Below are 26907 nucleotides of genomic sequence, written 5' to 3' on the forward strand. Positions count from 1 at the left end.
AATGGATATTTTATCAACGTTATTCTTTCAGAATACGCGAAAGATAGGAATGCTAGTGCCGAGCGTGGTGATATCGGAAAAGCACCAAGACACCGCGGAGATTACCGAGCACCCTGTACAGCGTGGTGCGGCTATCAGTGACCATGCGTATGACAGGCCGTCAGAGGTCACGATGGAAATTGGCTTTGCTGGTGGCGGTTCATTGATTGATGGTTTTGATACACCTACTAAGATCTTTGATTTTGATACCGAAGAAATATTGGGTAAAAGCCCTAAAGAGGTTTACGAACAACTGCTTAAACTCAAAGCCTCTAAAGAGCCTTTCGACGTCATCACGGGCAAACGTCGATACAGAAACATGCTGATACGGGCAATTGAGGTAAAGACAGATAAAACCTCTGAGAACGTGCTTATGGTCACGTTGACATTACGCGAAGTGATTATTGTAGAACTTGCAACGGTCGAGGGTGTGAAAGTTCAACGGGTGGCAATGACGGCACCGTTAGAGCTACAACCAACGGTTGATAGGGGAAGAGTCACCCCCGTAGTTTCCCAAAATAACGACACATTGCTAAACCGAGGGATAAACGCGATTAAGGAGAGGTTGAAATGAACATAGTTGAGATCCCGTTACGCGCAAAAAATCAACGGTTCGATATCCAATTAGGCGGTGTTAATTACCGTATGCAATTACAGTGTCGGGATTGTGCTGGCTGGATATTAGATATCATGCACCCGAACGGCGAGCCAATTGTATTGGGGATACCACTAGTTTCTGGTGTAGATCTTTTAGAACCGCACCGGTATTTAGGGTTTAAGGGTTCGCTGGTTTTTGTTTGCGATACCCCACAAAATAAGACAAACGGAGAGGAGTTAGGTAGCCGCAACAGGCTATACTTTATCAAAAGTGTAAATTAACCTGAGGAAGTATTAATGGAAGGCTTTATAGGTTTACTTCTGGCAATTGCTGCAATCTTTGTCTATTTCTTTCCAACCTATGTAGCCTCTAGAAAGATGCATAGTAAAATCTATCTCATTGCTTTTATAAATCTCATCGCAGGATGGACATTTATTGGATGGTTAGGATGTTTAGCTTGGGCGATGAGCGAAAAGAATGAAGTAGAGCAAGTGACGGTTAATATAGGCGAGGATTTAAAAAGTTGCCCATACTGCGATGAACTTATTAGGGAAAAAGCAGTTTTCTGTAAGCATTGCCGTAAAGACTTATAAAGCGATTAAAAGGAAATAAGATGCGTTTAATTCAGTTAGTACCTATAGCACTGTGCATAATGATTCCGTTTTCGGCTCACAGCAAAAGTATTGACGATTTTTTTGATAAAAACACGGCATTAAGAAATGATGTGTTTACGAAAGAGGCTGTCTACGACCAAGCGATGGTATTCGCGCTGGCAGACATAAATAGGACTGAGCCAACCGCATTGCCCACAAATACACTCTTAAAGAAATTTATGGATAAAAACGGGTATAACTACGCCTTACTTGGTATGAGGGTGTTAAAATCTGTTTGCAAGGATAATGATGTTATGGAAATTAATAACCTTACGGAAAGGGAGTGCAAAATCATTTTCTCATACAAAGAAAAGTAACAGGAGAAGCCCCATCAAGGGGCTTATTTATCTAGGTATTACTGCTTCCATATAAGCTCGATTAAAGCTACAAGTGCAATTATCTTCGATAAGTTTTATAATATCTATATCCACGGGGAGTTTTTTCCCCTCCATTTTAAGGCACCAATCGCAATCATCACTATCCCCTGCACAGCGATATATAGCGGTCTTAGCATCAATGGATTTCTTAATTTTTTGTAATTCTTTTGCGTTATGAAGCTTTGATCTAGCTGAATGATATAAGTCATTAAGTACGATTTTAGGATTGAAACTATATTCCTGTAAACCTAAATCAGTAAGGGAAGATATTAATTCTTTAGTTGTATATTTCACTCTGGTATTAATTTTTAACTTTATTTTTTCTTCTTTTGTTAACTCTGTTCCGTTTTTTAGAATGTCAATCTTCCTAGTGATGTGATTATAAATTAACTCACGGTGCTCAGTTTTGATATATGTTGACCTATAAACCTCTCTTCTTAAGAATTCATTGAAATCTATAGGGTAGCCGTGAATATCTTTTTCTTTTATACCGAGTACCTTGAAAATAAATTTAAACATGATCAGTCCTGAGTGAGCCAATTAGAGAAGCCCCATTACGGGGATTTTTTATCCACTGTAATAAATTTTTCATACATTTCAAGTAGTTGTTCTAAGGCTTCGTTATTCCTATCAATAATGCTTTTAAACTCTGCTTCTCTGTCTACAGGTAGCGCCTGTTTTTCAGGGTCTAACCAAGTTTCAAGCGCTGCAATAATCTCAGAGTTCATTGAACGCCCATTTTGTTTTGCGCTTTCAGCGATAGCTTCTCGCATACCGTCGGGTAGCCTGAGCATGAATTTATCTTGAGCTGCTACGAGCTTTTTTGACATTTTTGCCACCTAAAAATTTATTTCTAAATAAATGGTAATAGCATATTGACAGCATGTAAATATGAGTCATAATGCTATCATGTCATTGTGACATCATGGAAAGAGGAAAATAAGATGAAAGACAGCTTATACACTGAAAGAGCAACAGAAGTTTTTAGTTTACGTTTACCTAAGAGGGTAAAAGCGCACGTTGAATCGAAAGCGAGGGAAGAGGGTCTATCCATTAACGCGGCAATTATTCAACGTCTGGTATGGAGTATTAACGATGAGAAAAGAAGAAATGAGCACTACAAGCAGGAGAGCGATCATGAAACAGTTGAACAATAAAAGCAAAACCCCAACGGCGGCAACCATCGGGGCTTCTAAAACAACGTTAACAAACCAACAAGGAAATAACGCTATGAATATTCTAGCACCTACAACACAAGCTGTCACTATGACTATGTCAAGCCGTGAGATCGCCGACTTAGTAGAATCACGTCACGATAAAGTGAAGCAATCTATTCAGCGGTTAGCAAAACGTGGTGTTATCCAACTCCCCCCAATGGGGGAAGTTAATAATAATCAATCAGATAGTCCAAACTCTCGTAGCAAGGCTTACATGTTCTCAGGTGAAAAAGGCAAGCGCGATAGCATCGTTGTAGTTGCTCAATTGTCGCCTGAATTTACGGCTCGTTTGGTTGACCGTTGGCAGGAGCTGGAAAACCAACTGACAAAACCCCAAGCGCCTCAACCTGCTGTTAGTAACCTCGTGCTTGAGGTTGATGCAGCAGGGCGGTTTAACATGACTACGGTACACAGGGTGAGTGGTTTTGACAGCAGCACTAAACGGCCTCATGACTGGTTACGCCTGTTGGCCACGAAAATCAGACTAAAGGAACTCAGTAAAACGATTGATACGGGGCATAAATTGGTTGAAGTTGTACGGAGTGGGGTACTCCGCGGGACGTTCGCCCATGAACTTCTGGTTATTGAGTATGCAGGGTGGTTCGGTTCTGCCTTACAATCACAAGTTAAGCAAGCCATTTCTGATCACTATTCACGAAACAGAACGGTTGAGATTAACCAGACAGAGTATAACATCGCAGTTTCATTCAATCGCAGTTTGCCCAAAGGTATCTATCGGCAAAACAGTAAAAGCAACCCGTATCGTGCAGTAGTCCATAATGGTTCTGAGAAAATTTCTGTTGGTTGTTACCCCTCCGTTGAAGAAGCCGTTAATGCGCAGAACCGATATTTCGAAACAGGAGAAATCAAACAGGTATTTCAACGAGCACCGAAAGTGCCTTTACCATCCATTTTAAACGCCGACGGCCAATATTTGGTTACGGTTAATAATGGTAAGGTTTCGAAATATGAAGCTGTAGGTGAGAAAACATTAGTTGACGCGGAAGCATATTGGAGACTTCGCAAAGATATAAACTATACGGAGCAAGCTCTTGCCGAACTAAAAAACCGTATGAGATTTGTTCACGACGGGAACAGTGTTGCAAATATAGACTATCCGATACATGAAGCCATTTCACGCTAAATGTTACAAGCCTCGCAAATGCGGGGCTTTTTTCTTATTGGCAGAGATTGGAGTGGTGATCAAATACTGATCTATTCAACAGGATTAACCAATTTAGCAGTGATTGCTAGGGTTAACAACAGGTATTTACCTGTATTTAGTGTGTAATTGGTTGAATATTCGAAGCATATCGCAAATTGCGGCGGATTGCCTTTACAAAACGTTACAATTACGTAATAAATAGTACCGCTCTAAAACGGCGAAGCCCCAACTGTCGTGGGGACAGTCGGGGCTTCTAATGAAACAGTCTAATACCTAAAGTGAGGAACATAGACATGCTGATTATAGCAGTTAACGAAACCAGTAACGCAACACCAAATACCCCATTTTATGACGATACGCAAACTATCCCCCGTACTGACGGGCAGTATGTGATGACCATCACGAACGGTAGGGTATTGAGTTGCGAGTCTGTAGGTGAGAAAACGTTGGTCGATGCGGAGGCGTACTGGAGACTGCGCAAAGATCTACACGCCGTAGAGAAAATCATTGTTGAGCTGCGTAACCGGATGCGGTTCATTCATGACGAGCACAGTATAGCTGGGCATGATTACCCGGTACATGAAGTGTTAACACGTTAAATGGATTTGGTGATTTTATAATCAGCGGGTGCTAAGATTGTGACAACGAATCGGCAAATAATAGGAGGAGGAGGTATGTCTACTGGTAGCTTAAGCAAAACAGAGCTGGAAGCCCTCCTACGGGCGAACAAAGCTGAGGTTGATGTTGTTGCTGCCACTATGAAGCAAGAAATGGCGGAGTGGAGATCGCAACAAACCACACAGTTTGCAAATCTTAATACTTCGTTGGCAAAAATTGACGGAAAGTTAGATGCGGTTGAAGGTAAAATCGATGGTTTAAAAACGAGCCTTGCAACAACGCAATGGGCGACGGCGATAGGATTATCCCTAGTTACTATTATTATGTCTGCCGTTATGTTGACGTCTAGTTGGATAATATCGGGTAAAAATAATTCACCGTCACAACCAACTGTAGTCCACAGTCAGCCAGTGGAATCTGCTAACAAATAGTGTAAGCCATTGATATTCTCAGAATCCTCCATTGGAGGAAGCTGAATAACATAAACCTCGCCGATGCGAGGTTTTTTCTTTTATACGGAGTCACTATGTCAAAACAATGGTTACGTGAATGCAAATTGATTGTGGCGGATGAAAAAGGGAACGGCATAGATTTATCTGAGCTAAAAATCAAATTCAGCATTACCAGACCATCATTTGCATATCCCGCTACAGGCATCTTCAAAATTTATAACCTGAACGACGAGACACGCAATAAGATCCGCCAGCATGAGTACAAAATTGTAAAATTCTCAGCGGGATATCGGGGCAACTCAGGCCAGATTTTTTCCGGTCAAATCCAATACACCTACACGGGGCGGGGCAGTCCGACTGATACCTACGTCGTGATACAGGCAGGTGACGGTGACCAAGCGTACAACGATGCAGTAGTCAACACCACGATATCGGCTGGGTACACACAGGCAGATGTAGACCGAATGTTGATGCGGGACATTGAGAAATACGGCATTTTCGCTGGCTTACGCCCTGAATTTAAACAGACTATTGCACCACGCGGTAAGGTTTTCTTCGGTATGCACCGAAACGAATTATCCACGTTGGCTAAACAGAACGGCGCTGAATGGCGTTACGAGGACGGCCAGTGCCACATCATCCCGAAACGTACCTATCTCACCGAAGCGATTGTATTGACCTATCAAACAGGGCTGATTGGTACGCCGGAGCAGACAATAGGCGGTGGTATCAACGTGAAGTGCCTAATCAACCCAAAAATCAGACCAGGAACATTAATCCGATTAGATAATGATTCTATCAATATGGCGGGGAAATCTACTGGTGCTATCGCATCGGGCAACGATGTTAACGAAATGCCCGCACCCATTGACGCAGACGGCGACTACATTGTTATCAACGTCAGTTATTTCGGTGATACGCGAGAGACTATGTACTACATGGAAATGATTTGTGTAGCGAAATCTGACCAAACATTACTCAATCAATCCGCGCTACAGGCGGACGTGAGGCAACAATGATCACAAATTTTGAACGCATTAACCAGCCCGAAACGCCGTTCCTGTTAATACAGGAGGCTATTAGCTCAGGGTTGTACGTCTCAATACCGTGCATTATTCAGTCATTCAACGCCGACGCGGTGACAGTGACCGCACAACCCTCAATACGCTGGTCAGTCACGAACAGCGACGGGACAACGGAGTCGGTCGCATTACCATTGCTGGTGGACGTACCCGTAATTTTCCCTCGCGGCGGCGGGGTTACACTGACATTCCCTATTAAATTGGGTGACGAGTGTTTGGTTGTTTTCGCTGACCGTTGCATTGATTACTGGTGGCAGAACGGCGGCGTACAGGAACCTGTTGATCCCCGTCAGCACAATCTGTCTGACGGATTCGCCATCGTTGGCCCTCAGTCGCAGGCTCGGAAAATTGGCAATATCAGCACCAGCACAGCACAACTGCGCACCGATGACGGCGCAGCGTACATTGAACTGTCACCTAGTAACCATAACATCACGGTAAAAACCCCTGGCAAATTGACCGCAACGGCTAACAGCGGCACAGAGATCAATTCACCTGAGATTGTGCTCAATGGCAACGTGACGATTAACGGCAATCTGTCACAGGGCATGGGCGCGAATGGTGGTGCGGCCACAATGAATGGCCCTGTTACTGTGAAAAATGATGTCACCGCGGGGGGTATTAGTTTGATGAAACATCAACATGGTGGAGTTAAAACAGGCGGAGGGATAACAGGAGGACCACAATAATGCGATACCGACGAGAGGATAGCAACGGTGATTATAGTTTCGGGCAGGGTGATAACACATTCCTGGTCAATTCACCAGAGACGGTGGCGCAGGCTGTAAAAACACGGCTCAATTTATGGCGTGGGGATTGGTTTTTAGATATGGCAGAAGGAACACCCTACCGCGAGACAGTATTAGAGAAAAACTATACTAGTGCAATGGCGATTCGCGAGCGTATTCTCGGCACTGAGGGTGTGATTGAGATTGTTTCACTCGATGCTACTCGTAATCCCGTTACCCGAAAAATTACCCTCACTGCCACTATCAACACCCGTTACGGCAGAACCACAGTAACCAGCGAAAGATAAATTATGCTCAATCTAAACTCATTAGGGCTTGCGGCCAAAATCACCGCGAGCGGCATTACTGCGCCTGATTACCCGACCATATTAGAGCGGCTCACGGGGTATTTTCGCCAGATTTATGGCGAGGATGCCTACCTCGAATCGGATAGTAAAGATGGTCAGATGATTGCTATTTATGCTCGCGCGTACCACGATGCGAACAACGCGGTTATTGCTGCGTTTAACTCCTACAGCCCGTCAACGGCTACGGGGGCTGCATTATCCAACAACATTGCAATTAACGGCATGTCACGCCACGGCACTACCAAATCCACATGCGACGTGGAGATCATCGGCCAGGTCGGTACTGTCATTAAAAACGGCACAGTGCGGGATATTCAGGGCTATTCATGGAACCTGCCTGATAACGTCGTTATTGGCACCCACGGCAACGTAACCGTTACTGCGACCTGCCAGACATCAGGGGCAATTACCGCTGCGGTAGGTGATATTGTTGAAATAGGTACGCCAACACGCGGTTGGCAGAGTGTGAAAAACCACTCAGTCGCTACCCCTGGGCGAGCTGTAGAAACCGATGCCGATGTACGGATACGCCAACGCAAATCCGTTGCTCTGCCATCGCGAACGGTACTGGACGGTATGCTGGGTGCCATTAGTTTGATACATGGCGTGTCACGGCTGAGGGGATTTGAAAATGATATGGGGGAAACTAACGAGCATGGAATATCGGCACATTCCATTGCAGTAATCGTTGATGGTGGTGATGCAACGGAAATCGCCAAAACCATTGCATTGAAAAAAACGCCTGGCGGCGGAACCCACGGCGATACGGTCATCAAAATTACCGATTGTTACGATATTATACGCCCTATACGATTCTCTCGTCCGGTAGATGTGGAAACGTTTATTGAAATCCATCTAACCCCATTTGAGGGGTACACCACATCGGTTGGTAACAAAATCCAAACCGCAATAGCGGAATACATTAATGATCTACGTATTGGGGATAGTGTCTATCTCACCAAAATTTTCTCGCCGGCTAACCTGCCTGGAGATGACGAGGGAAAAAGCTACGACATTACGGAAATTAAAATCGGACGCTCGTTTGAATCGGCGGTAACTGGCAATTTACACATCAAATTCAACGAGGCAGCGACCTGTAAACCGGACAACATAAAACTGGTGCTGACATGAGCGACTATCTAAAACTCATCACCTCTCAGCACCGTGAATCACCTAAATTCGTCGCCCATATCGATCTCATCACCCGCATATTTTCAGACATCACCCAAACCGCTCTACAACTCAACGAGGTCTACGCATTGGACAACGCAGTAGGCGAACAGCTTGACGCAACGGGGGAATGGATAGGGTTATCGCGATACGTGCGTACACCAATTGTTGGCGTGTATTTCTCGCTCGATACCGAGGGATTGGGTTTTGACCACGGTAGTTGGAAACGGCGATATGACAGTGATAGCGGGTTTACTGAACTGGACGACGAAACGTATCGCACGTTGCTGAGGGTGAAAATAGAGGCCAATCATTGGGATGGTTCGAGTGAAATGCTGGAACGGATCTACCGGCGAATACTACCCGATGGGGACTCGCGGATATTTTTCGTGGATAACCACGATATGTCGATGGACGTATTTCTAACCGGAGGTGCAATACCAGAGGTTATTAAATCGGTGATACGTCAGGGTTATCTGAACATTAAACCAGAGGCAGTGCGGGTTAATAATTACATCAATTCAGCGTCTGGCGGATTGTTTGGTTTTGATATTAATAATGAATATGTCGCTGGTTTTGATATGGGCGGCTGGGCTGTGAAATTGTGAGGAACATATGGCAAAAAATGATTTTTTACCGTTCGGACTCGCGGACGGGGCAAATGTATTATCAAATGAGGAATACAATAAATTAGCCGCACGGACTAACGGGTTTAGCTCCGGTGTGGCTAAATCTCAGGAGTTGAATAAAGTTTGGCGGCAGGCATCCGTGATAGCGAGTGTGGTCGCTCAGTTTATTGCTGAGACGACGGGTAATGATGTTTTGGATGATGGCAATTTGGCAACGCTACAAAACGGGCTGCTTAATGCATTACGGGCAACAGTTAGCTCGACTGTTCCCTCTGCGTCAGTGACTACTGCGGGTATCACCAGACTGAGCAATGATACTGATAGTAACGCAGATAACGTGGCGGCAACATCTAGAGCAGTAAAGATGGTTGCTGATTCAAGGCTGGAAAAATCACGGAACGGCGCAGATATCCCCAACAAATCAGAGTTTGTGAAAAACCTCGGTTTAGCGGATGCGGTGAAACGGGCGGAAAATGCGAAATTTGTGGTTGAACGCGGGCGAAACGCGTTGGGTACGTGGGTGATATGGTCAGATGGTGCGATTGAATTATTTGGTCTGGGTTCACCGATAGCAGGATTAGCTGCGGTTCGTTTTCCCATAGAACTACCCAGTACTTCGTATTATATCAGCATAGCTGAACGTATCGCCTATGACACAACTGAGAATGTTGCTCATATATCAATGGTTATTGATAGAACGTTAACCCGTTCTGGTTTTAATGCGCGCTGTCAGGTATCGAATGGTGGTGCATCAGGCAGTAGTTTTTCATGGAGAATCTATTATGCGCCGTTTTAATCCCAAAACGCTGACTGAGGTTTTACCCGCAATTCACGATACAGAGGGATCAATTGAACTACCTGATGATTGTTGGTTTTTCCGCGAACGAGAAATACCACAGGGGAAACTGTTATCAGTTAATGAGGCAGGGGAACCCATTTTGATTGATGTGCCAACTGAATAACAATCAGGGGCACTATGCCCCTGTACTCATTTCGGCTGCTCCGGCCACTGGATATCGGGTGCGGTAGAGCAATCTACCCGATTGAGCAATACCCGATATTTACGCCATTTGGTTAATGCGGATTTTTCGGCATCAGTTGCCATATCTAAATCGACGGCGTCCTGCAACGGGGCAATTTTTCCACTGGCGTGAGACATTAGATAGCGTTTCTGCGATTCTGCCCGCTGTTGCAATTGCTCAGGCGTAGGCGGCGGTGGGTCTACCAATATTGGGAAACCGTCAACATCGGCGGTAATACGTTTCCCGTTCGCTTGCCCATCAAGTAATTGATTGTGTAAATCATTACTGATAGGTTTAAGGTCAGCCGGGTAATTCTCCGGGTCATCATAAGGCCGATAAACAAACCCCGGTGCTGACGCACTGTAAAAATAATCATAATTCCTGTCGTAATCAGGCCATGCATTTTGACGTATTTCTTTGTTATTCATCGTGTCTATCTCCCAATTGCCCACCATGCCACCGAATGTCTACTGATATCCCCATTTTCGGTTTTTGATGCCGCATAGAACTGAAAACGATTCATCGGGTAACCAAATGCATTGTCTATACGACTTCCCTGACTATCCGTGTTAGTTACCAGCATCGCAAAGCATTCATCCGGAAACGCACGCGGGAAATCAAAATTTCCACCGCTGACACCAAGTGCGCCATATTGAAAAATGATGCCGCTTGAGCCATCCTGCCACCACCCTTTATTACCCACCATAAATTCAGCGGTATTCTTTTTACCAAAGTGCCGATCAATCCAAATGCTCAGGAAATTATCATCCCACTGTTTCCCGCGAATATCGCCCCACGGTGTCAGGGCAGCACTGCCCGCAGCAAACCCATTGACAGAATTAACTGTGCCAATAAATTCAATTTTGCCATTCACTGTTCCACCGATGCGTTTATCCAGTGCATTTTCCGCCCGTTCCACCGTTCCCGCTAAACCGAGGTTTTATGGAAATAGTTGATTGCGTTTTTCGTGCAATAAAAATGAGTGGCTAGCCGCTTTATAGGTTGAAAATCAACAAATTTGTAGCTCAATTAATGCGCAAATTGAGAATTTGGAGGGATGTAGGGTCGAATGGGTGAAATATACGCAGATGCCGGTAATGTGACTGCTATTTAGAGTGATGTAGCGTTATCCTGTGTGTTAAAAAGGGCGGATTTCCGCCCTTTGGAATTACTCTTCTTTCTGCTGCATCAGTTTGTTGAATTTTTCATGTAGTGTTTGTGGGTATAGTTCCGTATACACCTGCCATAATACATTCAATGAACGGTGGCCTGTTACCTGCGCGACCTCTTCAATTGAAAAGCCGGCCTCGAATAGGCGACTAGCCCCTTCTCTGCGTAGGTCGTGATAACGCAGATCTTGGATGCCTAATGAATTTCTAACTCGCTGGAATCCAGCGGTAACACTTTTTGGATTGTAGGGGAAAATTAGTTCACTTTTCCTAGGTTGTCTTTGAACAATTTCCCATGCCTCTCCAAGCAAAGGAACAAGCATATGATTACCTGCTTTCTTTCTGGGGTCTTTTCTGTCCCTTACAAGAACAGCCTTCTGTTTTTCGTCTATATCATCCCATCTGATTTTGCAAACCTCACCAATGCGCATACAACTCAATATGGAAAAATCCAATATGTCTAAATATGGGATATGAGCAGCTCTATGATTAGCACGTTTGCGCAGCCCGTCTACTAACCTATCCAGTTCATCATTAACGGGACGCCTGTTCCGGCGGTTAGACTTCCCAATCAATCCCATTTTCAACAATATTGGCCTAGATCCATAGGCAGGATTTGCAGTGTAGTTTATGCCGTAGACTGGTTTGGCGGATGTTAATACGGATGTGAGATAACTGACATCGTGGTTAATAGTGGCGGGGGACGCACCGCTTTCTCGTCTGTAACGGCAATGATCAATGATGTGATTTTCTGATAGATCAGATAAATATATATTTGCAATATCGCAATCCATTAACATGTTTAAAACGTATTTTTTAGTTCGCCCCGCCTTCCCTCCTAAATTAGGATCATGGATATACCTATACAACAGGTCTCGTACAGTTATACCTGCAACATCACCATTCGATGGAACCCCCGTCTCTTCCAATTCGGCAGCGCGTTTAGTTCCCCAACTTTTAGCTTGAGCCATTTTGCCAAACGTTTTTGTTTCGCGATGAACATGTTTCCCGCTTTCTTTTATTCCCACCGTGCAGCGGTATCTGATAGTACCATCGGCGCGAGGGCGTTTCACTATGTTATAGTAGGCCATCATTTACCTCTCAGTCACCAGTACACCATTAGGTGTGGTGTACTGGATGGTGTACCGATTATCAAAAAATAGCCTAAAATGTACCGAAATGCACGAAAATAAAGAAATTGAAAAGCACATACGAACCAAAGAAATGAAAGAAATATTAGGCCAACATTGGAGTGGCCGCTTCTCCGTCGCCCCCATGTTGGACTGGACTGACCGTCATTGTCGTTACTTCCACCGCTTATTAAGCAAAGAGGCACTGCTTTACACGGAAATGGTCACGACAGGCGCGATTATTCATGGCAAAGGGGATTATCTGGCCTATAACGAGCAAGAGCATCCATTGGCACTGCAATTGGGGGGGAGTGATCCTCAAGCATTGGCGCAATGTGCCAAGATCGCGCAGGAAAGAGGTTACGATGAGATCAACCTGAATGTGGGTTGTCCTTCTGATCGTGTGCAGAATGGTCGTTTTGGTGCTTGTCTGATGGGAGAAGCAGCACTGGTAGCTGATTGTGTTAAGGCAATGCAGGATGTAGTGGATATCCCTGTTACGGTTAAAACCCGCATCGGAATTGATGAACAGGATAGCTACGCGTTTCTGTGTGATTTCATTGATACTGTTGTGAAAAACAGCGATTGCGATAATTTTATTATCCATGCGCGTAAAGCGTGGCTGTCTGGTTTAAGCCCGAAAGAGAACCGCGAAATTCCGCCCTTGGATTACCCGCGCGTCTATCAATTGAAACGAGATTTTCCACAACTGACGCTATCAATTAATGGCGGTATTAAATCGTTGGAAGAAGCCAAACAGCACTTGCAGTATATGGATGGTGTGATGATTGGGCGGGAAGCCTACCAAAATCCGTCCATTCTGGCACATGTGGATCGTGAATTGTTTGATCAAACAGTTCCAGTGACCAATACGGTTGATGTGGTTAAAGCGCTTTATCCTTATATTGAACAAGAATTATCAAAAGGCACTTATTTAGGGCATATCACTCGCCATATTTTAGGGATTTTCCAGGGTATTCCTGGGGCACGTCAGTGGCGCCGTCATTTAAGTGAAAACGCCCATAAGCAGGGCGCTGATATTATGATTGTTGAGAAAGCGTTGGAAATGGTAACAGAGCGGATGTAATCCGCTCAGGTGTTTTGTCTGAAATTATGGGATTAATAAGCTGGAACCGTGGGTTGCACGGCTTTCCAGTGTCTGGTGGGCTTTTACCGCTTCGCTCAGTGGAAATTTCTGGTTTTCTGGGACATCCACATTGATTTTGCCGCTGGAGATTAAACCAAACAGTGTCTTGCTGGCTTCAGCCAACTCTTCGCGGGTGGTGATATAGCCATTAAGAGAAGGGCGGGTGAGAAACAGTGAACCTTTCTGATTGAGGATACCCAAATTTATTCCAGTTACCGGCCCTGAGGCGTTACCAAAACTGACCATCAAACCTTGTCGTTTCAGGCAATCCAGTGAATCCAGCCATGTCTCTTTGCCAACAGAATCGTATACGACACCAACTTTTTCCCCGCCAGTCATAGCCAGAACGCGTTCTACAATATTCTTGCGACGATAGTTGATGGTTTGCCATGCCCCGGCTGCTTGGGCGAGCGTCGCTTTTTCATCTGAACCTACTGTTCCAATCAACTTTGCACCCAGTGCTTTTGCCCACTGGCAAGCAATCAAGCCAACACCACCAGCAGCAGCATGAAACAGAATTGTTTCTCCTGCCTGGAGCTTATGGGTCAAATTGAATAGATAGTAGACAGTCAAACCTTTTAAGAATGATGCAGCAGCTTGCTCGAACGAGATCTCATCTGGCAACAGCGCTAATTTACTTTCAGAAACGTTGTGTATTTCACTGTAAGCACCTAAGGTTGACTGGGCGTAAACCACACGATCACCGACTTTAATTGCTGTCACATCGGAGCCAACTTGAGTGACAATACCCGCGGCTTCGGTTCCCAAGCCACAGGGCAGGCTGGCTGGTGGATATAAGCCACTGCGTATATAGGTATCGATATAATTAATACCGATGGCTTTGTTTTCGACTTGTACTTCATCGGGAGCAAGGTCAGCAGGGGTAAATTCACAATATCGGAGTACTTCTGGGCCGCCAATGGCGGATAATTCGATGTGTTTTGCCATGGTAACTCTCTCATTATGTTAGAAATATTGGGTACAGCTTCGCACATTTGCAATGAAATAGCTGCAAATAGCGTTAATGTATCTGAAATCATTACAAACTATATATAATTACTCAAGGCTGTTTTCATGGCGTATACTGATGTCCTATTTCGTTTTTTATTTAGTGGATTGATGCGGTATACATGGCTGGAAAAAAACCAACTAACAACAGTATGGCTGAACCAAAAGATCGCCAAGTGGAAGGGCTGAAACTTCCACCACACTCTTTGGAAGCAGAACAATCCGTGTTAGGCGGTTTGATGCTGGATAATGAACGTTGGGATAATGTATCCGAACGGGTTACCAGCAATGACTTTTTCAGCCGACCACACCGACGTATTTTTGCTGAAATGCAGCGTTTGCTCGAAACGGGCAAACCTATCGACCTGATTACATTATCGGAATCTCTTGAACAGAATGGCGAACTCGATAATGTTGGAGGGTTCGCTTATCTTGCCGAATTATCGAAAAATACCCCAAGTGCGGCGAATATCAATGCGTATGCTGATATTGTCCGTGAACGTGCGGTAGTACGCGATATGATCGCGGTAGCCAATGAAATTGCCGATGCGGGATACGATCCACAAGGGCGAACCAGCGAAGAGCTGTTGGATTTGGCTGAATCACGCGTATTCCAGATTGCAGAAAATCGGGCAAGTAAGGATGAAGGCCCAAAAGGTATTGAACAGATCCTGGAAGAAACCGTTGAACGAATTGAGCAACTCTATCAGCGCCCACATGATGGTGTGACCGGAGTTTCTACCGGTTATCAAGATCTGGATAAGAAGACCGCCGGTTTACAAAAATCAGATTTAGTTATCGTGGCGGCGCGTCCTTCAATGGGTAAAACAACCTTTGCGATGAACCTGTGCGAAAACGCGGCTATGATGCAGGATAAACCGGTTCTGATTTTCAGCCTTGAGATGCCCGGCAATCAGATTATGATGCGTATGCTGGCGTCCCTGTCCCGCGTAGACCAAACACGTATTCGTACCGGTCAGCTTGATGATGAGGATTGGGCGCGAATTTCCAGCACGATGGGAATTTTGCTGGAAAAACGCAATATGTATATCGATGACTCATCCGGTTTGACGCCAACAGAAGTACGTTCCCGTGCGCGACGAGTTTTCCGCGAACATGGCGGGCTCAGTATGATCATGATCGACTACCTGCAATTGATGCGAGTACCTTCTTTATCTGACAACCGAACACTAGAAATTGCGGAAATATCCCGCTCACTGAAAGCATTGGCAAAAGAGCTTCAGGTGCCGGTTGTTGCGCTCTCCCAGCTTAACCGTAGTTTGGAACAGCGAGCCGATAAGCGTCCGGTTAACTCCGATCTGCGTGAATCTGGCTCTATCGAACAGGATGCTGACTTGATCATGTTTATCTATCGTGACGAGGTTTATCACGATAACAGTGAACTGAAAGGCGTGGCAGAAATCATCATTGGTAAACAGCGTAACGGCCCTATTGGCACAGTAAGGCTAACGTTTAATGGTCAATGGTCACGATTCGATAATTATGCTGGGCCAAGTTACAGTGACGAATAAATTCAAGTGCCTATCGTTCATGTTCAAATAACTTCAATAACCAACAGAGAAGATAGGCTGTTATTTATCAAACCTGACTGAAAAATTATAAAAAGGGGATGGAATGAAAGCGGCAACTGCTGTTATCGACCGCCGCGCTCTGCGACACAATTTGCAACAGGTGAGAGTACAAGCTCCTGACAGTAAAATAATTGCAGTTGTGAAAGCAAACGCCTATGGACATGGTTTATTAGAAACTGCACACACAATGGAAGATGCTGATTGCTTCGGTGTTGCTCGCATTGGAGAAGCACTTGCCCTGCGCAGTGGCGGGATCGTCAAGCCAATCTTGCTATTAGAAGGTTTTTTTGAAGCGGCTGATCTACCCATTTTAGTCGTCAATCATATTGAAACTGTGGTGCATAGCATTGAGCAGCTTGAAGCATTGGAACAGGCAGATTTATCCCATCCGATTAAAGTGTGGATGAAAATCGATACAGGCATGCATCGTCTGGGCGTCAGGATCGATGAAGCAGACGCATTTTATCAACGTCTGAGCCGTTGTCGTAACGTTGAGCAACCCGTTAATATCATCAGCCACTTTAGCCGTGCAGATGAGCCTACAGTTGAAACGACCCAACAACAAATTGAGTGCTTTATGGCATTTATTGCGGATAAAGCTGGCGAGAAATCCATCTCTGCATCAGGAGGGATTTTATTATGGCCAAAAGCACATTTAGACTGGGTTCGTCCCGGTATCATAATGTATGGTGCCTCGCCGATGGCAGATAAAACTGCGGCTGACTTTAACTTACTTCCTGCCATGACACTCAAATCGAGCTTAATCGCTGTACGTAAGCACAAAGCGGGCGAAGCTGTGGGATATGGTGGTACGTGGAGCAGTGAACGTGACACATGTCTTGGTGTTGTAGCAATGGGATATGGTGATGGTTATCCCCGCAGTGCACCTGTCGGTACACCCGTATTTATCAATGGTCGGGAAGTGCCACTTGTTGGCCGTGTATCTATGGATATGATTACTGTGGAGCTGGGGCCAACATGCCAGGATAAAGTTGGCGATGAAGTGATCCTTTGGGGAAATGCTCTAGCAGTTGAAAAAATTGCGGAACATTCGGGGATCAGTGCTTATGAGCTGATTACGAAACTGACTTCACGTGTTGCAATGGAATATCTGGACGAATAATCAGGGTAAGTTATATTGTCTTTTATCTCACTCGTAGCAGGAATATAACGTCATGTTTCAAAATGTTGATGCATACGCGGGCGATCCTATCCTGTCGTTAATGGAAGAATTTAAAAACGATCCCCGTGCAGAAAAAATTAATTTGAGTATCGGGCTGTATTACGATGAACAGGGTATAACCCCAAAATTGCAGGCTGTTGCAACTGCTGAAGAACAAATGAAGGCTTTGCCACAATCTGCTTCCCTTTATCTACCCATGGAAGGATTGCTTGCCTATCGCACAGCCGTTCAGGAATTGCTGTTTGGCAAAGATCACCCACTGTTAAATCAGCAACGTATTGCCACCATTCAAACATTGGGTGGTTCTGGCGCATTAAAAGTAGGGGCTGATTTTTTACACCGTTATTTCCCTGATTCTGAAGTATGGTGCAGCGATCCGACGTGGGAAAACCATGCCGCTATTTTTGCCGGAGCAGGCATCAAGGTGAATTATTACCCTTATTTTGATGATAAAACCAAAGGGGTAAAATTTGACGAAATGCTGGCAACATTCAAGCAATTGCCGCCAAAAAGTATTATTTTGATGCACCCTTGCTGCCATAATCCAACAGGTTCAGATCTGACCAATGAGCAATGGGATAAAGTGGTTCAGGTTGCCAAAGAGCGGGAATTACTGCCTTTCCTTGATATCGCTTATCAGGGATTTGCCGATGGTATGGAAGAAGATGCTTACGCAATCCGTGCAATGGCAAATGCGGGGCTGCCTTGTTTGGTCAGTAACTCATTTTCGAAAATTTTCTCGCTGTATGGTGAGCGTGTTGGTGGTTTATCGGTTATCTGTGATGATACAAAAGCAACTGAGCGTGTCTTAGGGCAATTGAAAGCGGCGGTGCGCCGTATTTACTCCAGTCCTCCAAATTTTGGGGCGCAGATTGTTGCCAGGGTATTGAGTAACCCTGAATTAAAAAACCAATGGCTGGATGAAGTTGAACGGATGCGCTTGCGTATTCTGGAAATGCGGACAGTATTGGTCAATGCCCTACAAAAGGCACTGCCAGAGAAAAACTTTGACCATTTACTGAAACAGCGTGGAATGTTCAGTTATACCGGATTTAGTCAGGCACAAGTTGATAGATTACGTGAAGAATTTGGCGTCTATCTGGTCGGCTCTGGCCGCGTTTGCATGGCTGGCGTGAATCATCACAACGTGCAACGCATTGCAGAGGCATTTGCTGCGGTGAGTTAGTGATTTTTATTGTCAGCACGCAAAGAAAATTAGAAAAACAATTGATAATTACAATTGTTAACTATTCCAAGCCGTTCAATGAGCGGCTTTATAGAATATAAGGCATATCATAATGAAAGAGTATGATTTTGCATTGGTTGCAATCTATCCAGAAAAAAATTGACCCAGAGCTTTTATGTCAAGTAGCCAATTTTCTTTATGACGTGGGAGCGGATGGTTGTACTGTTTTATCCCGCAATAATGCATTTATTATTGAATTTGATAGAGAAGCTGACTCATATAAAAAGGCTATCTTGTCAGCCATCAAACAGGTGCAGTCTATAGGTTTAGTCGTGAAAAGCATTGATGCTGGTCAATATGTTGGTTTATCTGATGCGGCTGAATTTGCTCATTTGACTCGTTCTGCCATGTCAAAATTTAATAAGGGAGTTGAAGTAAGTAACTCTGGAATATTGATGAACTTCGCTTATCGAGAGTGAAGTTTGTTAATGAACAATATCTTTTTAGTGATTTGTTAGTGAAAAAAACTGCTTGAAAACATTCAGTTGAAAAAACAGAAGGCTGCTGGAAGATATGCGGCCTTCTGTTTTAATAGTTTCAATATAAGTAAAAGATTACTTTTGCAATAATTGATAGAACGTTGGGTTATCATCACATTGTCCGCTACCACACTCTAATAGGGTGGAAACCAGATTAGCTGCAATTAAAAATGCGAACAATCCCATGGCAATTTTACCCAATGTTGGTGGGGTGTATCTTGCCGAATCAACATTGCCTGCTTTTAGGGGCATGATAGCTGCGATGGCAATAATAGTCAGGATAGATAGGATAGCAGCCCAGGTATAAAAATGCAGGCCGAAGAAAGTTGAACCATATCCCATATCTCCCGGCATGATATGGAGAGAAACCTGACGCATGGCAATGAAACCAGTCACAATACAGCCAAGCAGTGAAAGGCTATAATGAGCATTTTTTATGCCGAAGTAAATATTAAACAAAAAGCCAAACCCAATCATGATAATACCTGCTCGCTGCAATAAACATAATGGGCAGGGAAGTTCAAAACGTGCTAATTGATAATAAAACGCGACTATCAAAACCACACTAATACCGAACAATCCCAGAATATTTAAGGCCATAGCAAGGTTAATATTACGTGGTGCTGACATTATATTATTCATTACGGCCTCCGATTAGAAAGAAAGGTTCAAGGCATCAGTTGCATGATATTTAAACCAAAATACCGTGATGATGAGTAAAGCGAACCAAAGAGTATACGTCAGCTTTTTCTTGCCGGTAATGACAGTGACGATGATCACTAGCGCAATTAAGAATGGTAAAAACATATACATGTTTAATCTCCATGATAAGTTTAAAGCATATTTTATACCATTATGGCATCAATGCTTGGGCTATGTGAGTATTAATAATATTAGATCAACAATATAATACTAATTCATGAAAAGTGGTTTAACTTGAATTGACGGCAAGAAAAGACTTAATGCCAGTAGTAAATTGAATTTAATTAATAATTGGTTAGAAAACTCCCCACGGTGTGAGGAGAGTAATAGATAATTCAGTTTTAAAATTAATAAATTAATCTTGTTCAAGCATCGGCTTCAAAAAACGAGCCGTGTGAGATTTTTCACATTGAATCACTTCTTCTGGTGTTCCTGATACTAATATTTCACCACCACCATTACCACCCTCAGGGCCAAGATCGACAATCCAGTCAGCGGTTTTAATGACATCTAAATTATGTTCGATGACGACAATAGTATTTCCTTGATCCCGCAATTGATGCAAAACAGACAGTAGTTGCTGAATGTCGGCAAAATGCAGACCGGTTGTTGGCTCATCAAGGATATACAGTGTCTGGCCTGTACCCCGTTTAGATAATTCCCGTGCCAGTTTTACCCGTTGTGCTTCCCCGCCGGAAAGTGTCGTTGCAGATTGCCCCAGACGAATATAGGAAAGACCGACATCTATCAAAGTTTGCAATTTACGGGAAAGAGCAGGAATAGCATCAAAAAACTCACGCGCCTCTTCGATGGTCATATTCAGCGCTTCATTAATATTCTTGCCCTTATATTTGATTTCCAGCGTTTCGCGATTGTAACGCTTGCCCTTACATTGATCGCAAGGCACATAAACATCAGGCAAGAAGTGCATCTCAACTTTAATGACCCCATCGCCCTGACAGGCTTCGCAACGTCCGCCTTTAACATTGAAACTGAAACGACCTGGTGTATAACCACGGGCACGGGATTCAGGAACGCCAGAGAATAATTCTCTGATCGGCGTGAACACACCAGTATAAGTGGCAGGGTTTGAACGCGGAGTTCTGCCGATCGGGCTTTGGTCAATGTCGATGACTTTGTCAAAATGCTCAAGACCCTGGATATCAATATAAGGGGCGGGGTTAATATTTGTTGCTCCATTTAACTGACGCTGTGCAATAGGAAACAACGTATCGTTGATTAATGTTGATTTGCCGGAACCAGAAACCCCTGTGATACAAGTAAATAGGCCAACAGGTAGTTTTAATGTCACTTTTTTCAGGTTATTGCCTTTTGCACCAATCAATTTCAGCATCTTATCTGGATTAACAGGCACGCGTTGTTCTGGAATAGCAATTTTACGTTCACCACTCAAATATTTTCCGGTGAGCGATTTTGGGCTTTCCATGATAGCGGTAATCGTTCCTTCGGCAATAATCTCGCCACCATGTACGCCCGCGCCTGGTCCGATATCAATGATATGGTCAGCCGCACGGATGGCATCTTCGTCATGTTCAACAACGATAACCGTGTTGCCCAAATTGCGCAGGTGCAGCAAGGTTTCCAGCAAACGTTCATTATCCCTTTGATGCAGGCCAATAGAAGGTTCATCCAGCACATACATCACACCGACAAGACCGGCACCAATCTGGCTTGCCAAACGGATACGCTGGGCTTCCCCACCTGAAAGCGTTTCTGCTGAACGGGAGAGCGTCAGATAATTCAATCCAACATTAACCAAGAATTTCAGGCGATCATGGATCTCTTTTAGGACTTTTTCGGCAATTTGGGCACGTTGTCCACTCAGTTTGATATTTTGGAAAAACGCCATCGCATGACCGATGCTGAAATCCGAAATTTGTGGCAGCGTAGTATCTTCGATAAAGACATAACGCGCTTCCTTACGCAGTCGCGTTCCATCGCAGGAAATGCAAGATCGATTGCTGATGTACTTTGCTAACTCTTCCCGTACGGCGGTGGATTCTGTCTCTTTATAGCGGCGTTCCATATTATGCAGTACACCTTCGAACGGATGGTGACGAACCGTCACATCACCACGATCATTGGTGTATTTAAATTCGATGGATTCTTTATCTGAACCGTATAAAACCACTTTCTGAATGGTTGGGCTTAACTGATTAAATGGTGTTTCGATATCGAATTTATAGTGTTCTGCCAGTGATCTTAGCATTTGAAAGTAATAGAAGTTACGGCGATCCCAACCACGGATAGCACCTCCGGCAAGGGAGATACCTTCATTCTGGACAACTCGTTCGGGGTCAAAAAATTGCTGAATCCCTAAACCATCACAAGTAGGGCAAGCGCCAGCGGGATTGTTGAAGGAAAATAGACGAGGTTCCAACTCGCTCATACTATAGCCACAGATTGGACAGGCAAAATTAGCGGAGAAAACCAGTTCTTCGGCTTGTGTATCATCCATATCGGCAATAACGGCAGTACCACCGGAAAGCCCCAATGCGGTTTCGAATGATTCTGCCAATCGCTGGGCGAGGTCAGCACGCACTTTAAAGCGGTCAATGACGACTTCGATAGTGTGTTTTTTCTGTAATTCGAGTTTTGGTGGATCGGAAAGATCACACACTTCACCATCAATACGGGCGCGGATATAACCTTGTGCAGCGAGATTATCCAGCAGCTTGCTATGTTCGCCTTTACGCTCTTTGACGACAGGAGCCAGTAACATCAGGCGCTGGCCTTCTGGCAATGTCAGGACGTTATCTACCATCTGGCTTATCGTTTGCGCTGCCAGCGTGATATTGTGCTCAGGACAACGTGGTTCACCGACTCGTGCAAAGAGCAGACGGAGATAATCGTGAATTTCCGTTATTGTTCCCACCGTAGAGCGCGGGTTGTGGGAAGTGGATTTTTGCTCAATGGAAATGGCTGGGGATAGCCCCTCAATATGATCGACATCTGGTTTTTCCATCAGTGACAAAAACTGGCGAGCATAGGCGGAGAGGGATTCAACATAGCGACGTTGCCCTTCCGCATACAGGGTATCGAAAGCCAAAGATGACTTACCGGAGCCAGATAGCCCAGTAATGACTATCAGCTTGTTACGGGGAATTATTAAATTGATATTCTTAAGATTATGGGTGCGGGCGCCCCGAACTTCGATGTTATCCATATACCACTTCCCAGATTATTGATAGAGCAAAACTCATAAACGCGTTATTATTGCACAAACATTGCTGAATGGATATACAGTGTTTAACGAACAATCGTGCTGTAACCATGACAATGTAAAGTACGATGCGCTTCGCAAAGTATAATATAACGGCTCTCTGTTTAAACTTATCCCTCGCATGGTAAACTACTTTGCTTATAATTAGAGAAATCCGTTTTTAGCAAAATTCATTTCATCAGGAGTATTCCCAATGGCCAGCAGAGGCATAAACAAAGTTATTTTAGTGGGTAATTTGGGACAGGACCCAGAAGTTCGCTATATGCCGAATGGCGGTGCAGTGACCAACATTACTCTGGCAACGTCTGAAAGCTGGCGTGATAAGCAAACCGGTGAGATGAGAGAGAAAACTGAATGGCATCGTGTCGTATTTTTCGGCAAATTGGCAGAAGTTGCCGGTGAATATCTGCGCAAAGGTTCTCAGGTTTATATCGAAGGTGCTTTGCAGACTCGCAAATGGCAGGATCAGAACGGTCAGGATCGTTACACCACAGAAATTGTGGTCAATCCTGTAGGTGGTGTTATGCAGATGCTGGGTAGCCGCAATGGCGCAGCACAGGATGCGCCAGCACAAGGTGGTTGGGGGCAACCACAGCAACCACAAGCGGCTCAGCAATTCAGTGGCGGTGCGCCATCTCGTCCAGCGCAGTCTCCTATGCCACAGAGCAGTGAGCCGCCGATGGATTTCGATGATGATATTCCGTTCTAAGTGGACTGAAAGAGCCGCTTAATATCTGGTTAGAACCAGTCGCAATTTTGCAATTTGTAGTTGTTTAAATCTGTAGTCGTTTAAATTTGATCTGGCAATTATTTGTTTTATTTCGATAACTGTCAGATCAAGTCTGAGCCAATACAGATAGATTTGTCCGTACACAATTGTGCAGTGAGCTTACCGTGAGTTGAAGTTCTTGCTGGCGATTTCGCCAATCTTCTTCATATCCTCTCAAATAGGCCTCCCGCGCATCGGTTAAAACTACGGCCTGTATAGCTGGAAGGCGAGCAGCCGCCCAATCGGCAGCAACATCCTTAGAGACAAATTCTCCAGTAACTAATGTTCGCCACATACGCGCTAGTGTTAGCAGAACATTGCGTTCATCTCCCTGTAGTGTCTCAATTAAAGCCGGCAAGACATCTTTAATAGCACGGTAAATATCCGATCTTGGAATAGCGGGTAGAAGGCTGCTTACGTTCGGGCCGACCAGAGGAATCGCTTCCTGTCGTGATTGAGCCAATACCAGGGTAAGTTCTGGATCACAAACCGGCTTGGGAATTTCTCCTACCTCATATTCGTGACGCAGCCACTCGCCGTAAATAAATTCGCTCCGGGCAGGATAACGCGATGCGGAGAGATCGGCACACAAGAAAACAATCAGTTCAACAGGGCGACGTCCATCAGGATCAGAAGGATATCGCCCCGATATCATCATTAAATCGGCAGCCAGATATTCCCGAACCTCAGACGTCATTGGCTGGTCAATCACCACGAGCAAATCTACATCGCTGCGGGGGCGAAGACCACCAACCACAGCCGAACCATGAAGGTAAACAGCTACCAGCGATTTCGCTAATCGCTTCTGGACGATCAACAATGCCTTATTTACTTCAGAAGGAATAGTCATAAATAATCCACCTTGGATATAGCGAGAATGATGTTTCTGAGGATCTTATCTCCTCATGCTGCTCCGTTAACCGGATTTCCGAATACCCGAAAAATCTCATTCATAAAAATTCACTAAATTCTTCTGCGGTAGGGAGCCTTATCGGTTGTTTAACACCATTTAATCTCACTTCCTGTCGCGAAAGCTGAATATCCGATGGTTGCAGCACTGCATTACCAAAGTTATAAACGATAGATTCTTCACCACGACAAATTGCCCGATCTTGTTCTTCACTCTTGCTTTTAACTATTTCATTGCGTTTATGGTATGAACTGATGGAAGATCTACCGTATTTTTTGCCCAGCATTTGCATCGTTTGTTGGGGAGATAAAATCACTGCGCTTGCGTTATTACCGCCGAATCCTTTTGCATTAATGATTGTAGCCTGCATATTTTCGCCATATTCGCCGACAAATTTATTTTGCATTAAGATGTTTAAATTGGACGCATGTACATCTTCGGCAATATGATCAATCGTTGTAATTCCTGGAATCCAACCATATTGCCAAACACCTAAAGTACAGGCTAATTGATCCCCTGCTGCTGCGGCAATAGAGTGACCAATATGTGCTTTAATAGCAGTGACGTCCCAGTTATTGAGTCCAAAAGTTTTAGCTACTTCATTAATAATATGACTTTCAGTCACTCTATTTTGTGGTGTTCCAGTTCCGTGTGCCTGAACATAGGAATGTCGCAATTTCCCATCCAGTAAGTGGTTAGTAAGGGAAGCTGCTTTCATCATAGTGATGTAATTACCTATCCCCGGTGAAGAAATTGATTTTTTGTTCGCATCGCTATTAACAAAAACATCCGGCACAGAGCCAAGGATATTTACGCCGCATTGCAAGGCTAAATCATCACTCATCAGTAATACAAATTGTGCGGATTCTGCAATAGTAAACCCGACATTAGTCGAAAATGGGCGGCAAGCACGACGGTGGTTAACGATATCAGTCCCATCGAGTTCACAGAGTTGGTGATCTTCGGCAAGAGCACTCATGGCTCTGAATCCTTCAATGATTGCAGGGACAACAGGTGCTTCGGCACATCCGACTAAACAGATCTTTGACTTACCTTGCTTGATATCATTAATGCCTTGTTTGAGGTTATATAGAAAGCTAGCACAGGCTCCAAGATTAGCCGAAGTCGTACCAAGATTGTTGATAATATAGCTATTAATAAAACCTGCTGGCATGTCAGCCATGGAAAGTGGGAGCATTTTGGAACTGACACGTGAACCATTCAATGGATTGCCGATTAATCCAGCCATTGATAATCGGTCTATCTGACCCAGAGAACTACCGGCATAAACCGAAATCTGATCAGGTTTCACCAAAGCGGTGATATCTGACCATGAAATGCCAATCGAATTTAACAAATCCGAAGCACCATAGACTGTTAAGCGTAAACCGCGTGGATGGCTGATTGCATTATATAAATCGCCAATTTCAAATCCCTCTGGCAATTGCCCTGCACTGGTGACAGAAAGCGATGTATGCATGCTTTTTAATAGCCTGTCTGAATTGTTGTCAATGTCGGTGAGTATTTTGTTTATTGGCACTTTTTGGGTATCGAATCGCGTGATTTTTCTTATTAATGTACCGTTTTGGGCGCATTCAATATGGGAGGCTGTCATAGATTCTACATTCTTGATAATACCCATCCGATTGCATAAATCAGCCCATGTATTTTGCATAATTTCGCCTTTGAGACTGTCTGATACAATGCGCTTATATCCGTGGAATCCAGAACTTCTTCCTGCTGCATTGATGCCACCCAAACCAACTATTACGGGTAATTTACTCATCATAAACTCCAAAAAGATTTTTATTGAAGTTTATCAGTTAGAACTAATTACTCTCTCTGAGATTCATGTCAATAAAGCAAAGAATATGGTCACTGTATCCATTATTTGGATGTAATATAGTGATATTTAGGCAGGCGCAATATGTGGAGATAGGCATGAAAATCGCGTTTGTTTTATATGATAAAGCATTGCAAAGTGGGATAACTTTAGCGTCGGATATGTTAAATAGCGCTAAATAACTTTTCATAATTATGAGAGTTTCATATTTCCTATCCCTTTCCATTGATTTGCTGAAGCGGCATTTAAAAAAAACTTAACTCTTTTGATCAGCATCCACATATATTGGCAACAATGGTTCCGTGTGACGGTTTCATGCAATGATTGCCATAGCCGCTCTATTTTATTCAGCCAAGGAGAATAAACC

General features: G+C 44.2%; 32 protein-coding genes and 1 pseudogene. 21 read left to right on the forward strand and 12 right to left on the reverse strand.

Going from position 1 to position 26907, the window contains the following annotated elements; all coding sequences use genetic code 11:
- The first annotated feature begins 1 nt into the window (after nt 1).
- From Xedl_RS11220 to Xedl_RS11235, 4 genes are read left to right on the forward strand one after another with little or no spacing between them, the layout of a single operon-like run.
- The gene (locus tag Xedl_RS11220; RefSeq protein WP_074023784.1) at nt 2-613 is read left to right on the forward strand and encodes a phage baseplate protein; all 612 of its coding nucleotides are present in this window, start codon (nt 2-4) and stop codon (nt 611-613) included.
- A complete protein-coding gene (locus Xedl_RS11225) occupies nt 610-918 on the forward strand; it encodes a phage baseplate plug family protein (protein WP_074023785.1) in 309 nt (102 codons plus the stop codon). Before Xedl_RS11220 ends, Xedl_RS11225 begins: the two co-directional genes overlap by 4 nt.
- A 15-nt stretch (nt 919-933) precedes the next feature.
- Nucleotides 934-1230, forward strand: coding sequence for a superinfection immunity protein (locus Xedl_RS11230; protein WP_074023786.1), 297 nt, complete (start codon nt 934-936; stop codon nt 1228-1230).
- A gap of 20 nt (nt 1231-1250) precedes the next feature.
- A complete protein-coding gene (locus Xedl_RS11235; protein ID WP_074023787.1) occupies nt 1251-1607 on the forward strand; it encodes a hypothetical protein in 357 nt (118 codons plus the stop codon).
- A 27-nt stretch (nt 1608-1634) separates the two neighbouring features.
- On the opposite strand, the gene Xedl_RS11240 is transcribed toward Xedl_RS11235, so the two are convergent.
- Together Xedl_RS11240 and Xedl_RS35665 are read right to left on the reverse strand one after the other, a co-directional pair.
- Nucleotides 1635-2186: a hypothetical protein gene (locus Xedl_RS11240; protein WP_074023788.1), complete on the reverse strand. Its 552-nt coding sequence runs from the start codon at nt 2184-2186 to the stop codon at nt 1635-1637.
- 35 nt (nt 2187-2221) lie between these two features.
- On the reverse strand, nt 2222-2497 hold the full coding sequence (locus Xedl_RS35665; RefSeq protein ID WP_074023789.1) for an Arc family DNA-binding protein: 276 nt from the start codon (nt 2495-2497) through the stop codon (nt 2222-2224).
- Between the two features lie 114 nt (nt 2498-2611).
- Here Xedl_RS35665 and Xedl_RS11250 point away from each other — a divergent pair, with 114 nt between their 5' ends.
- The 11 genes from Xedl_RS11250 to Xedl_RS11305 all read left to right on the forward strand — a co-directional run bounded on the left by Xedl_RS11250 (nt 2612) and on the right by Xedl_RS11305 (nt 10058).
- Nucleotides 2612-2824: an Arc family DNA-binding protein gene (locus Xedl_RS11250; RefSeq protein ID WP_074023790.1), complete on the forward strand. Its 213-nt coding sequence runs from the start codon at nt 2612-2614 to the stop codon at nt 2822-2824.
- A 109-nt stretch (nt 2825-2933) separates the two neighbouring features.
- Complete coding sequence (locus Xedl_RS33600; RefSeq protein ID WP_422645891.1) at nt 2934-4028, forward strand: KilA-N domain-containing protein; 1095 nt, start codon at nt 2934-2936, stop codon at nt 4026-4028.
- Between the two features lie 314 nt (nt 4029-4342).
- Nucleotides 4343-4648: a hypothetical protein gene (locus Xedl_RS11265; protein ID WP_074023791.1), complete on the forward strand. Its 306-nt coding sequence runs from the start codon at nt 4343-4345 to the stop codon at nt 4646-4648.
- 75 nt (nt 4649-4723) lie between these two features.
- Nucleotides 4724-5098 carry a hypothetical protein gene (locus Xedl_RS11270; RefSeq protein WP_074023792.1) on the forward strand — a complete coding sequence of 125 codons (375 nt, stop codon included), beginning with the start codon at nt 4724-4726 and terminating at the stop codon, nt 5096-5098.
- Between the two features lie 95 nt (nt 5099-5193).
- Nucleotides 5194-6138: a phage protein gene (locus Xedl_RS11275; protein ID WP_074023793.1), complete on the forward strand. Its 945-nt coding sequence runs from the start codon at nt 5194-5196 to the stop codon at nt 6136-6138.
- Nucleotides 6135-6890: a phage baseplate assembly protein V gene (locus tag Xedl_RS11280; RefSeq protein ID WP_074023794.1), complete on the forward strand. Its 756-nt coding sequence runs from the start codon at nt 6135-6137 to the stop codon at nt 6888-6890. The genes Xedl_RS11275 and Xedl_RS11280 overlap by 4 nt, the downstream gene beginning before the upstream one ends.
- Entirely contained in the window at nt 6890-7237 is a 348-nt protein-coding gene (locus Xedl_RS11285) for a contractile injection system sheath initiator (protein ID WP_074023795.1), read from the forward strand. The genes Xedl_RS11280 and Xedl_RS11285 overlap by 1 nt, the downstream gene beginning before the upstream one ends.
- A 3-nt stretch (nt 7238-7240) precedes the next feature.
- The gene (locus tag Xedl_RS11290; protein ID WP_074023796.1) at nt 7241-8428 is read left to right on the forward strand and encodes a baseplate J/gp47 family protein; all 1188 of its coding nucleotides are present in this window, start codon (nt 7241-7243) and stop codon (nt 8426-8428) included.
- On the forward strand, nt 8425-9075 hold the full coding sequence (locus tag Xedl_RS11295; RefSeq protein WP_074023797.1) for a DUF2612 domain-containing protein: 651 nt from the start codon (nt 8425-8427) through the stop codon (nt 9073-9075). Before Xedl_RS11290 ends, Xedl_RS11295 begins: the two co-directional genes overlap by 4 nt.
- Before the next feature lie 7 nt (nt 9076-9082).
- A complete protein-coding gene (locus Xedl_RS11300; RefSeq protein WP_074023798.1) occupies nt 9083-9892 on the forward strand; it encodes a tail fiber protein in 810 nt (269 codons plus the stop codon).
- On the forward strand, nt 9879-10058 hold the full coding sequence (locus tag Xedl_RS11305) for a hypothetical protein (RefSeq protein ID WP_074023799.1): 180 nt from the start codon (nt 9879-9881) through the stop codon (nt 10056-10058). The genes Xedl_RS11300 and Xedl_RS11305 overlap by 14 nt, the downstream gene beginning before the upstream one ends.
- Before the next feature lie 26 nt (nt 10059-10084).
- On the opposite strand, the gene Xedl_RS11310 is transcribed toward Xedl_RS11305, so the two are convergent.
- The 3 genes from Xedl_RS11310 to Xedl_RS11320 form a co-directional block, all read right to left on the reverse strand.
- The gene (locus tag Xedl_RS11310; protein ID WP_074023800.1) at nt 10085-10546 is read right to left on the reverse strand and encodes a tail fiber assembly protein; all 462 of its coding nucleotides are present in this window, start codon (nt 10544-10546) and stop codon (nt 10085-10087) included.
- A gap of 5 nt (nt 10547-10551) precedes the next feature.
- Complete coding sequence (locus tag Xedl_RS11315; protein ID WP_074023801.1) at nt 10552-11037, reverse strand: gp53-like domain-containing protein; 486 nt, start codon at nt 11035-11037, stop codon at nt 10552-10554.
- A 249-nt stretch (nt 11038-11286) separates the two neighbouring features.
- Nucleotides 11287-12378, reverse strand: a complete 1092-nt coding sequence (locus Xedl_RS11320) for a tyrosine-type recombinase/integrase (protein ID WP_074023836.1) — start codon at nt 12376-12378, stop codon at nt 11287-11289.
- Between the two features lie 88 nt (nt 12379-12466).
- Here Xedl_RS11320 and dusA point away from each other — a divergent pair, with 88 nt between their 5' ends.
- A complete protein-coding gene (gene dusA / locus Xedl_RS11325; protein WP_074023837.1) occupies nt 12467-13504 on the forward strand; it encodes a tRNA dihydrouridine(20/20a) synthase DusA in 1038 nt (345 codons plus the stop codon).
- 24 nt (nt 13505-13528) lie between these two features.
- On the opposite strand, the gene Xedl_RS11330 is transcribed toward dusA, so the two are convergent.
- Nucleotides 13529-14512, reverse strand: a complete 984-nt coding sequence (locus tag Xedl_RS11330) for a quinone oxidoreductase (RefSeq protein WP_074023802.1) — start codon at nt 14510-14512, stop codon at nt 13529-13531.
- A 182-nt stretch (nt 14513-14694) separates the two neighbouring features.
- On the opposite strand from Xedl_RS11330, the gene dnaB reads away from it, so the two are divergent.
- The 4 genes from dnaB to Xedl_RS11350 all read left to right on the forward strand — a co-directional run bounded on the left by dnaB (nt 14695) and on the right by Xedl_RS11350 (nt 19012).
- A complete protein-coding gene (dnaB, locus tag Xedl_RS11335) occupies nt 14695-16104 on the forward strand; it encodes a replicative DNA helicase (protein WP_074023803.1) in 1410 nt (469 codons plus the stop codon).
- 103 nt (nt 16105-16207) lie between these two features.
- The gene (alr, locus tag Xedl_RS11340) at nt 16208-17287 is read left to right on the forward strand and encodes an alanine racemase (RefSeq protein ID WP_074023804.1); all 1080 of its coding nucleotides are present in this window, start codon (nt 16208-16210) and stop codon (nt 17285-17287) included.
- 52 nt (nt 17288-17339) lie between these two features.
- Complete coding sequence (locus Xedl_RS11345) at nt 17340-18533, forward strand: amino acid aminotransferase (RefSeq protein WP_074023805.1); 1194 nt, start codon at nt 17340-17342, stop codon at nt 18531-18533.
- 122 nt (nt 18534-18655) lie between these two features.
- The gene (locus Xedl_RS11350; RefSeq protein ID WP_074023806.1) at nt 18656-19012 is read left to right on the forward strand and encodes a hypothetical protein; all 357 of its coding nucleotides are present in this window, start codon (nt 18656-18658) and stop codon (nt 19010-19012) included.
- 135 nt (nt 19013-19147) lie between these two features.
- Here the strand turns inward: Xedl_RS11350 and Xedl_RS11355 are convergent, their stop codons facing one another.
- From Xedl_RS11355 to uvrA, 3 genes are all read right to left on the reverse strand, one after another.
- Nucleotides 19148-19714: a disulfide bond formation protein B gene (locus tag Xedl_RS11355; protein WP_074023807.1), complete on the reverse strand. Its 567-nt coding sequence runs from the start codon at nt 19712-19714 to the stop codon at nt 19148-19150.
- A 12-nt stretch (nt 19715-19726) separates the two neighbouring features.
- On the reverse strand, nt 19727-19885 hold the full coding sequence (locus Xedl_RS29790; protein WP_167366721.1) for a DUF5993 family protein: 159 nt from the start codon (nt 19883-19885) through the stop codon (nt 19727-19729).
- Between the two features lie 244 nt (nt 19886-20129).
- On the reverse strand, nt 20130-22961 hold the full coding sequence (gene uvrA / locus Xedl_RS11360) for an excinuclease ABC subunit UvrA (protein WP_074023808.1): 2832 nt from the start codon (nt 22959-22961) through the stop codon (nt 20130-20132).
- Between the two features lie 250 nt (nt 22962-23211).
- On the opposite strand from uvrA, the gene Xedl_RS11365 reads away from it, so the two are divergent.
- Entirely contained in the window at nt 23212-23727 is a 516-nt protein-coding gene (locus Xedl_RS11365) for a single-stranded DNA-binding protein (protein WP_074023809.1), read from the forward strand.
- Nucleotides 23728-23854: 127 nt separating this feature from the next.
- Here Xedl_RS11365 and Xedl_RS11370 read toward each other — a convergent pair whose 3' ends face one another.
- From Xedl_RS11370 to Xedl_RS11380, 3 genes and pseudogenes are all read right to left on the reverse strand, one after another.
- On the reverse strand, nt 23855-24637 hold the full coding sequence (locus tag Xedl_RS11370) for an aminoglycoside adenylyltransferase family protein (protein WP_074023810.1): 783 nt from the start codon (nt 24635-24637) through the stop codon (nt 23855-23857).
- A 100-nt stretch (nt 24638-24737) separates the two neighbouring features.
- On the reverse strand, nt 24738-26486 hold the full coding sequence (locus Xedl_RS11375) for a beta-ketoacyl synthase (RefSeq protein WP_244149702.1): 1749 nt from the start codon (nt 26484-26486) through the stop codon (nt 24738-24740).
- 246 nt (nt 26487-26732) lie between these two features.
- A pseudogene (locus tag Xedl_RS11380) lies at nt 26733-26907 on the reverse strand (IS630 family transposase); the annotation flags it as partial.

The sequence above is a fragment of the Xenorhabdus eapokensis genome (genome assembly GCF_001908105.1).

What these genes read in the sequence shown, in the direction of transcription:
- Xedl_RS11225 (WP_074023785.1), top strand. Translation starts at nt 610, where the DNA reads ATGAACATAGTTGAGATCCCGTTACGCGCAAAAAATCAACGGTTCGAT.
- uvrA (WP_074023808.1), bottom strand. Translation starts at nt 22,961, where the DNA reads ATGGATAACATCGAAGTTCGGGGCGCCCGCACCCATAATCTTAAGAAT.
- Xedl_RS35665 (WP_074023789.1), bottom strand. Translation starts at nt 2,497, where the DNA reads ATGTCAAAAAAGCTCGTAGCAGCTCAAGATAAATTCATGCTCAGGCTA.
- Xedl_RS11295 (WP_074023797.1), top strand. Translation starts at nt 8,425, where the DNA reads ATGAGCGACTATCTAAAACTCATCACCTCTCAGCACCGTGAATCACCT.
- Xedl_RS11375 (WP_244149702.1), bottom strand. Translation starts at nt 26,486, where the DNA reads ATGATGAGTAAATTACCCGTAATAGTTGGTTTGGGTGGCATCAATGCA.
- Xedl_RS11320 (WP_074023836.1), bottom strand. Translation starts at nt 12,378, where the DNA reads ATGGCCTACTATAACATAGTGAAACGCCCTCGCGCCGATGGTACTATC.
- dnaB (WP_074023803.1), top strand. Translation starts at nt 14,695, where the DNA reads ATGGCTGGAAAAAAACCAACTAACAACAGTATGGCTGAACCAAAAGAT.
- Xedl_RS11240 (WP_074023788.1), bottom strand. Translation starts at nt 2,186, where the DNA reads ATGTTTAAATTTATTTTCAAGGTACTCGGTATAAAAGAAAAAGATATT.
- Xedl_RS11250 (WP_074023790.1), top strand. Translation starts at nt 2,612, where the DNA reads ATGAAAGACAGCTTATACACTGAAAGAGCAACAGAAGTTTTTAGTTTA.
- Xedl_RS11220 (WP_074023784.1), top strand. Translation starts at nt 2, where the DNA reads ATGGATATTTTATCAACGTTATTCTTTCAGAATACGCGAAAGATAGGA.
- Xedl_RS11290 (WP_074023796.1), top strand. Translation starts at nt 7,241, where the DNA reads ATGCTCAATCTAAACTCATTAGGGCTTGCGGCCAAAATCACCGCGAGC.
- Xedl_RS11230 (WP_074023786.1), top strand. Translation starts at nt 934, where the DNA reads ATGGAAGGCTTTATAGGTTTACTTCTGGCAATTGCTGCAATCTTTGTC.
- Xedl_RS11350 (WP_074023806.1), top strand. Translation starts at nt 18,656, where the DNA reads ATGATTTTGCATTGGTTGCAATCTATCCAGAAAAAAATTGACCCAGAG.
- Xedl_RS11305 (WP_074023799.1), top strand. Translation starts at nt 9,879, where the DNA reads ATGCGCCGTTTTAATCCCAAAACGCTGACTGAGGTTTTACCCGCAATT.
- Xedl_RS11235 (WP_074023787.1), top strand. Translation starts at nt 1,251, where the DNA reads ATGCGTTTAATTCAGTTAGTACCTATAGCACTGTGCATAATGATTCCG.
- Xedl_RS11370 (WP_074023810.1), bottom strand. Translation starts at nt 24,637, where the DNA reads ATGACTATTCCTTCTGAAGTAAATAAGGCATTGTTGATCGTCCAGAAG.
- Xedl_RS29790 (WP_167366721.1), bottom strand. Translation starts at nt 19,885, where the DNA reads ATGTATATGTTTTTACCATTCTTAATTGCGCTAGTGATCATCGTCACT.
- Xedl_RS11280 (WP_074023794.1), top strand. Translation starts at nt 6,135, where the DNA reads ATGATCACAAATTTTGAACGCATTAACCAGCCCGAAACGCCGTTCCTG.
- Xedl_RS11330 (WP_074023802.1), bottom strand. Translation starts at nt 14,512, where the DNA reads ATGGCAAAACACATCGAATTATCCGCCATTGGCGGCCCAGAAGTACTC.
- Xedl_RS11275 (WP_074023793.1), top strand. Translation starts at nt 5,194, where the DNA reads ATGTCAAAACAATGGTTACGTGAATGCAAATTGATTGTGGCGGATGAA.
- Xedl_RS33600 (WP_422645891.1), top strand. Translation starts at nt 2,934, where the DNA reads ATGACTATGTCAAGCCGTGAGATCGCCGACTTAGTAGAATCACGTCAC.
- Xedl_RS11310 (WP_074023800.1), bottom strand. Translation starts at nt 10,546, where the DNA reads ATGAATAACAAAGAAATACGTCAAAATGCATGGCCTGATTACGACAGG.
- alr (WP_074023804.1), top strand. Translation starts at nt 16,208, where the DNA reads ATGAAAGCGGCAACTGCTGTTATCGACCGCCGCGCTCTGCGACACAAT.
- Xedl_RS11285 (WP_074023795.1), top strand. Translation starts at nt 6,890, where the DNA reads ATGCGATACCGACGAGAGGATAGCAACGGTGATTATAGTTTCGGGCAG.
- Xedl_RS11345 (WP_074023805.1), top strand. Translation starts at nt 17,340, where the DNA reads ATGTTTCAAAATGTTGATGCATACGCGGGCGATCCTATCCTGTCGTTA.
- Xedl_RS11265 (WP_074023791.1), top strand. Translation starts at nt 4,343, where the DNA reads ATGCTGATTATAGCAGTTAACGAAACCAGTAACGCAACACCAAATACC.
- dusA (WP_074023837.1), top strand. Translation starts at nt 12,467, where the DNA reads ATGCACGAAAATAAAGAAATTGAAAAGCACATACGAACCAAAGAAATG.
- Xedl_RS11270 (WP_074023792.1), top strand. Translation starts at nt 4,724, where the DNA reads ATGTCTACTGGTAGCTTAAGCAAAACAGAGCTGGAAGCCCTCCTACGG.
- Xedl_RS11355 (WP_074023807.1), bottom strand. Translation starts at nt 19,714, where the DNA reads ATGAATAATATAATGTCAGCACCACGTAATATTAACCTTGCTATGGCC.
- Xedl_RS11300 (WP_074023798.1), top strand. Translation starts at nt 9,083, where the DNA reads ATGGCAAAAAATGATTTTTTACCGTTCGGACTCGCGGACGGGGCAAAT.
- Xedl_RS11365 (WP_074023809.1), top strand. Translation starts at nt 23,212, where the DNA reads ATGGCCAGCAGAGGCATAAACAAAGTTATTTTAGTGGGTAATTTGGGA.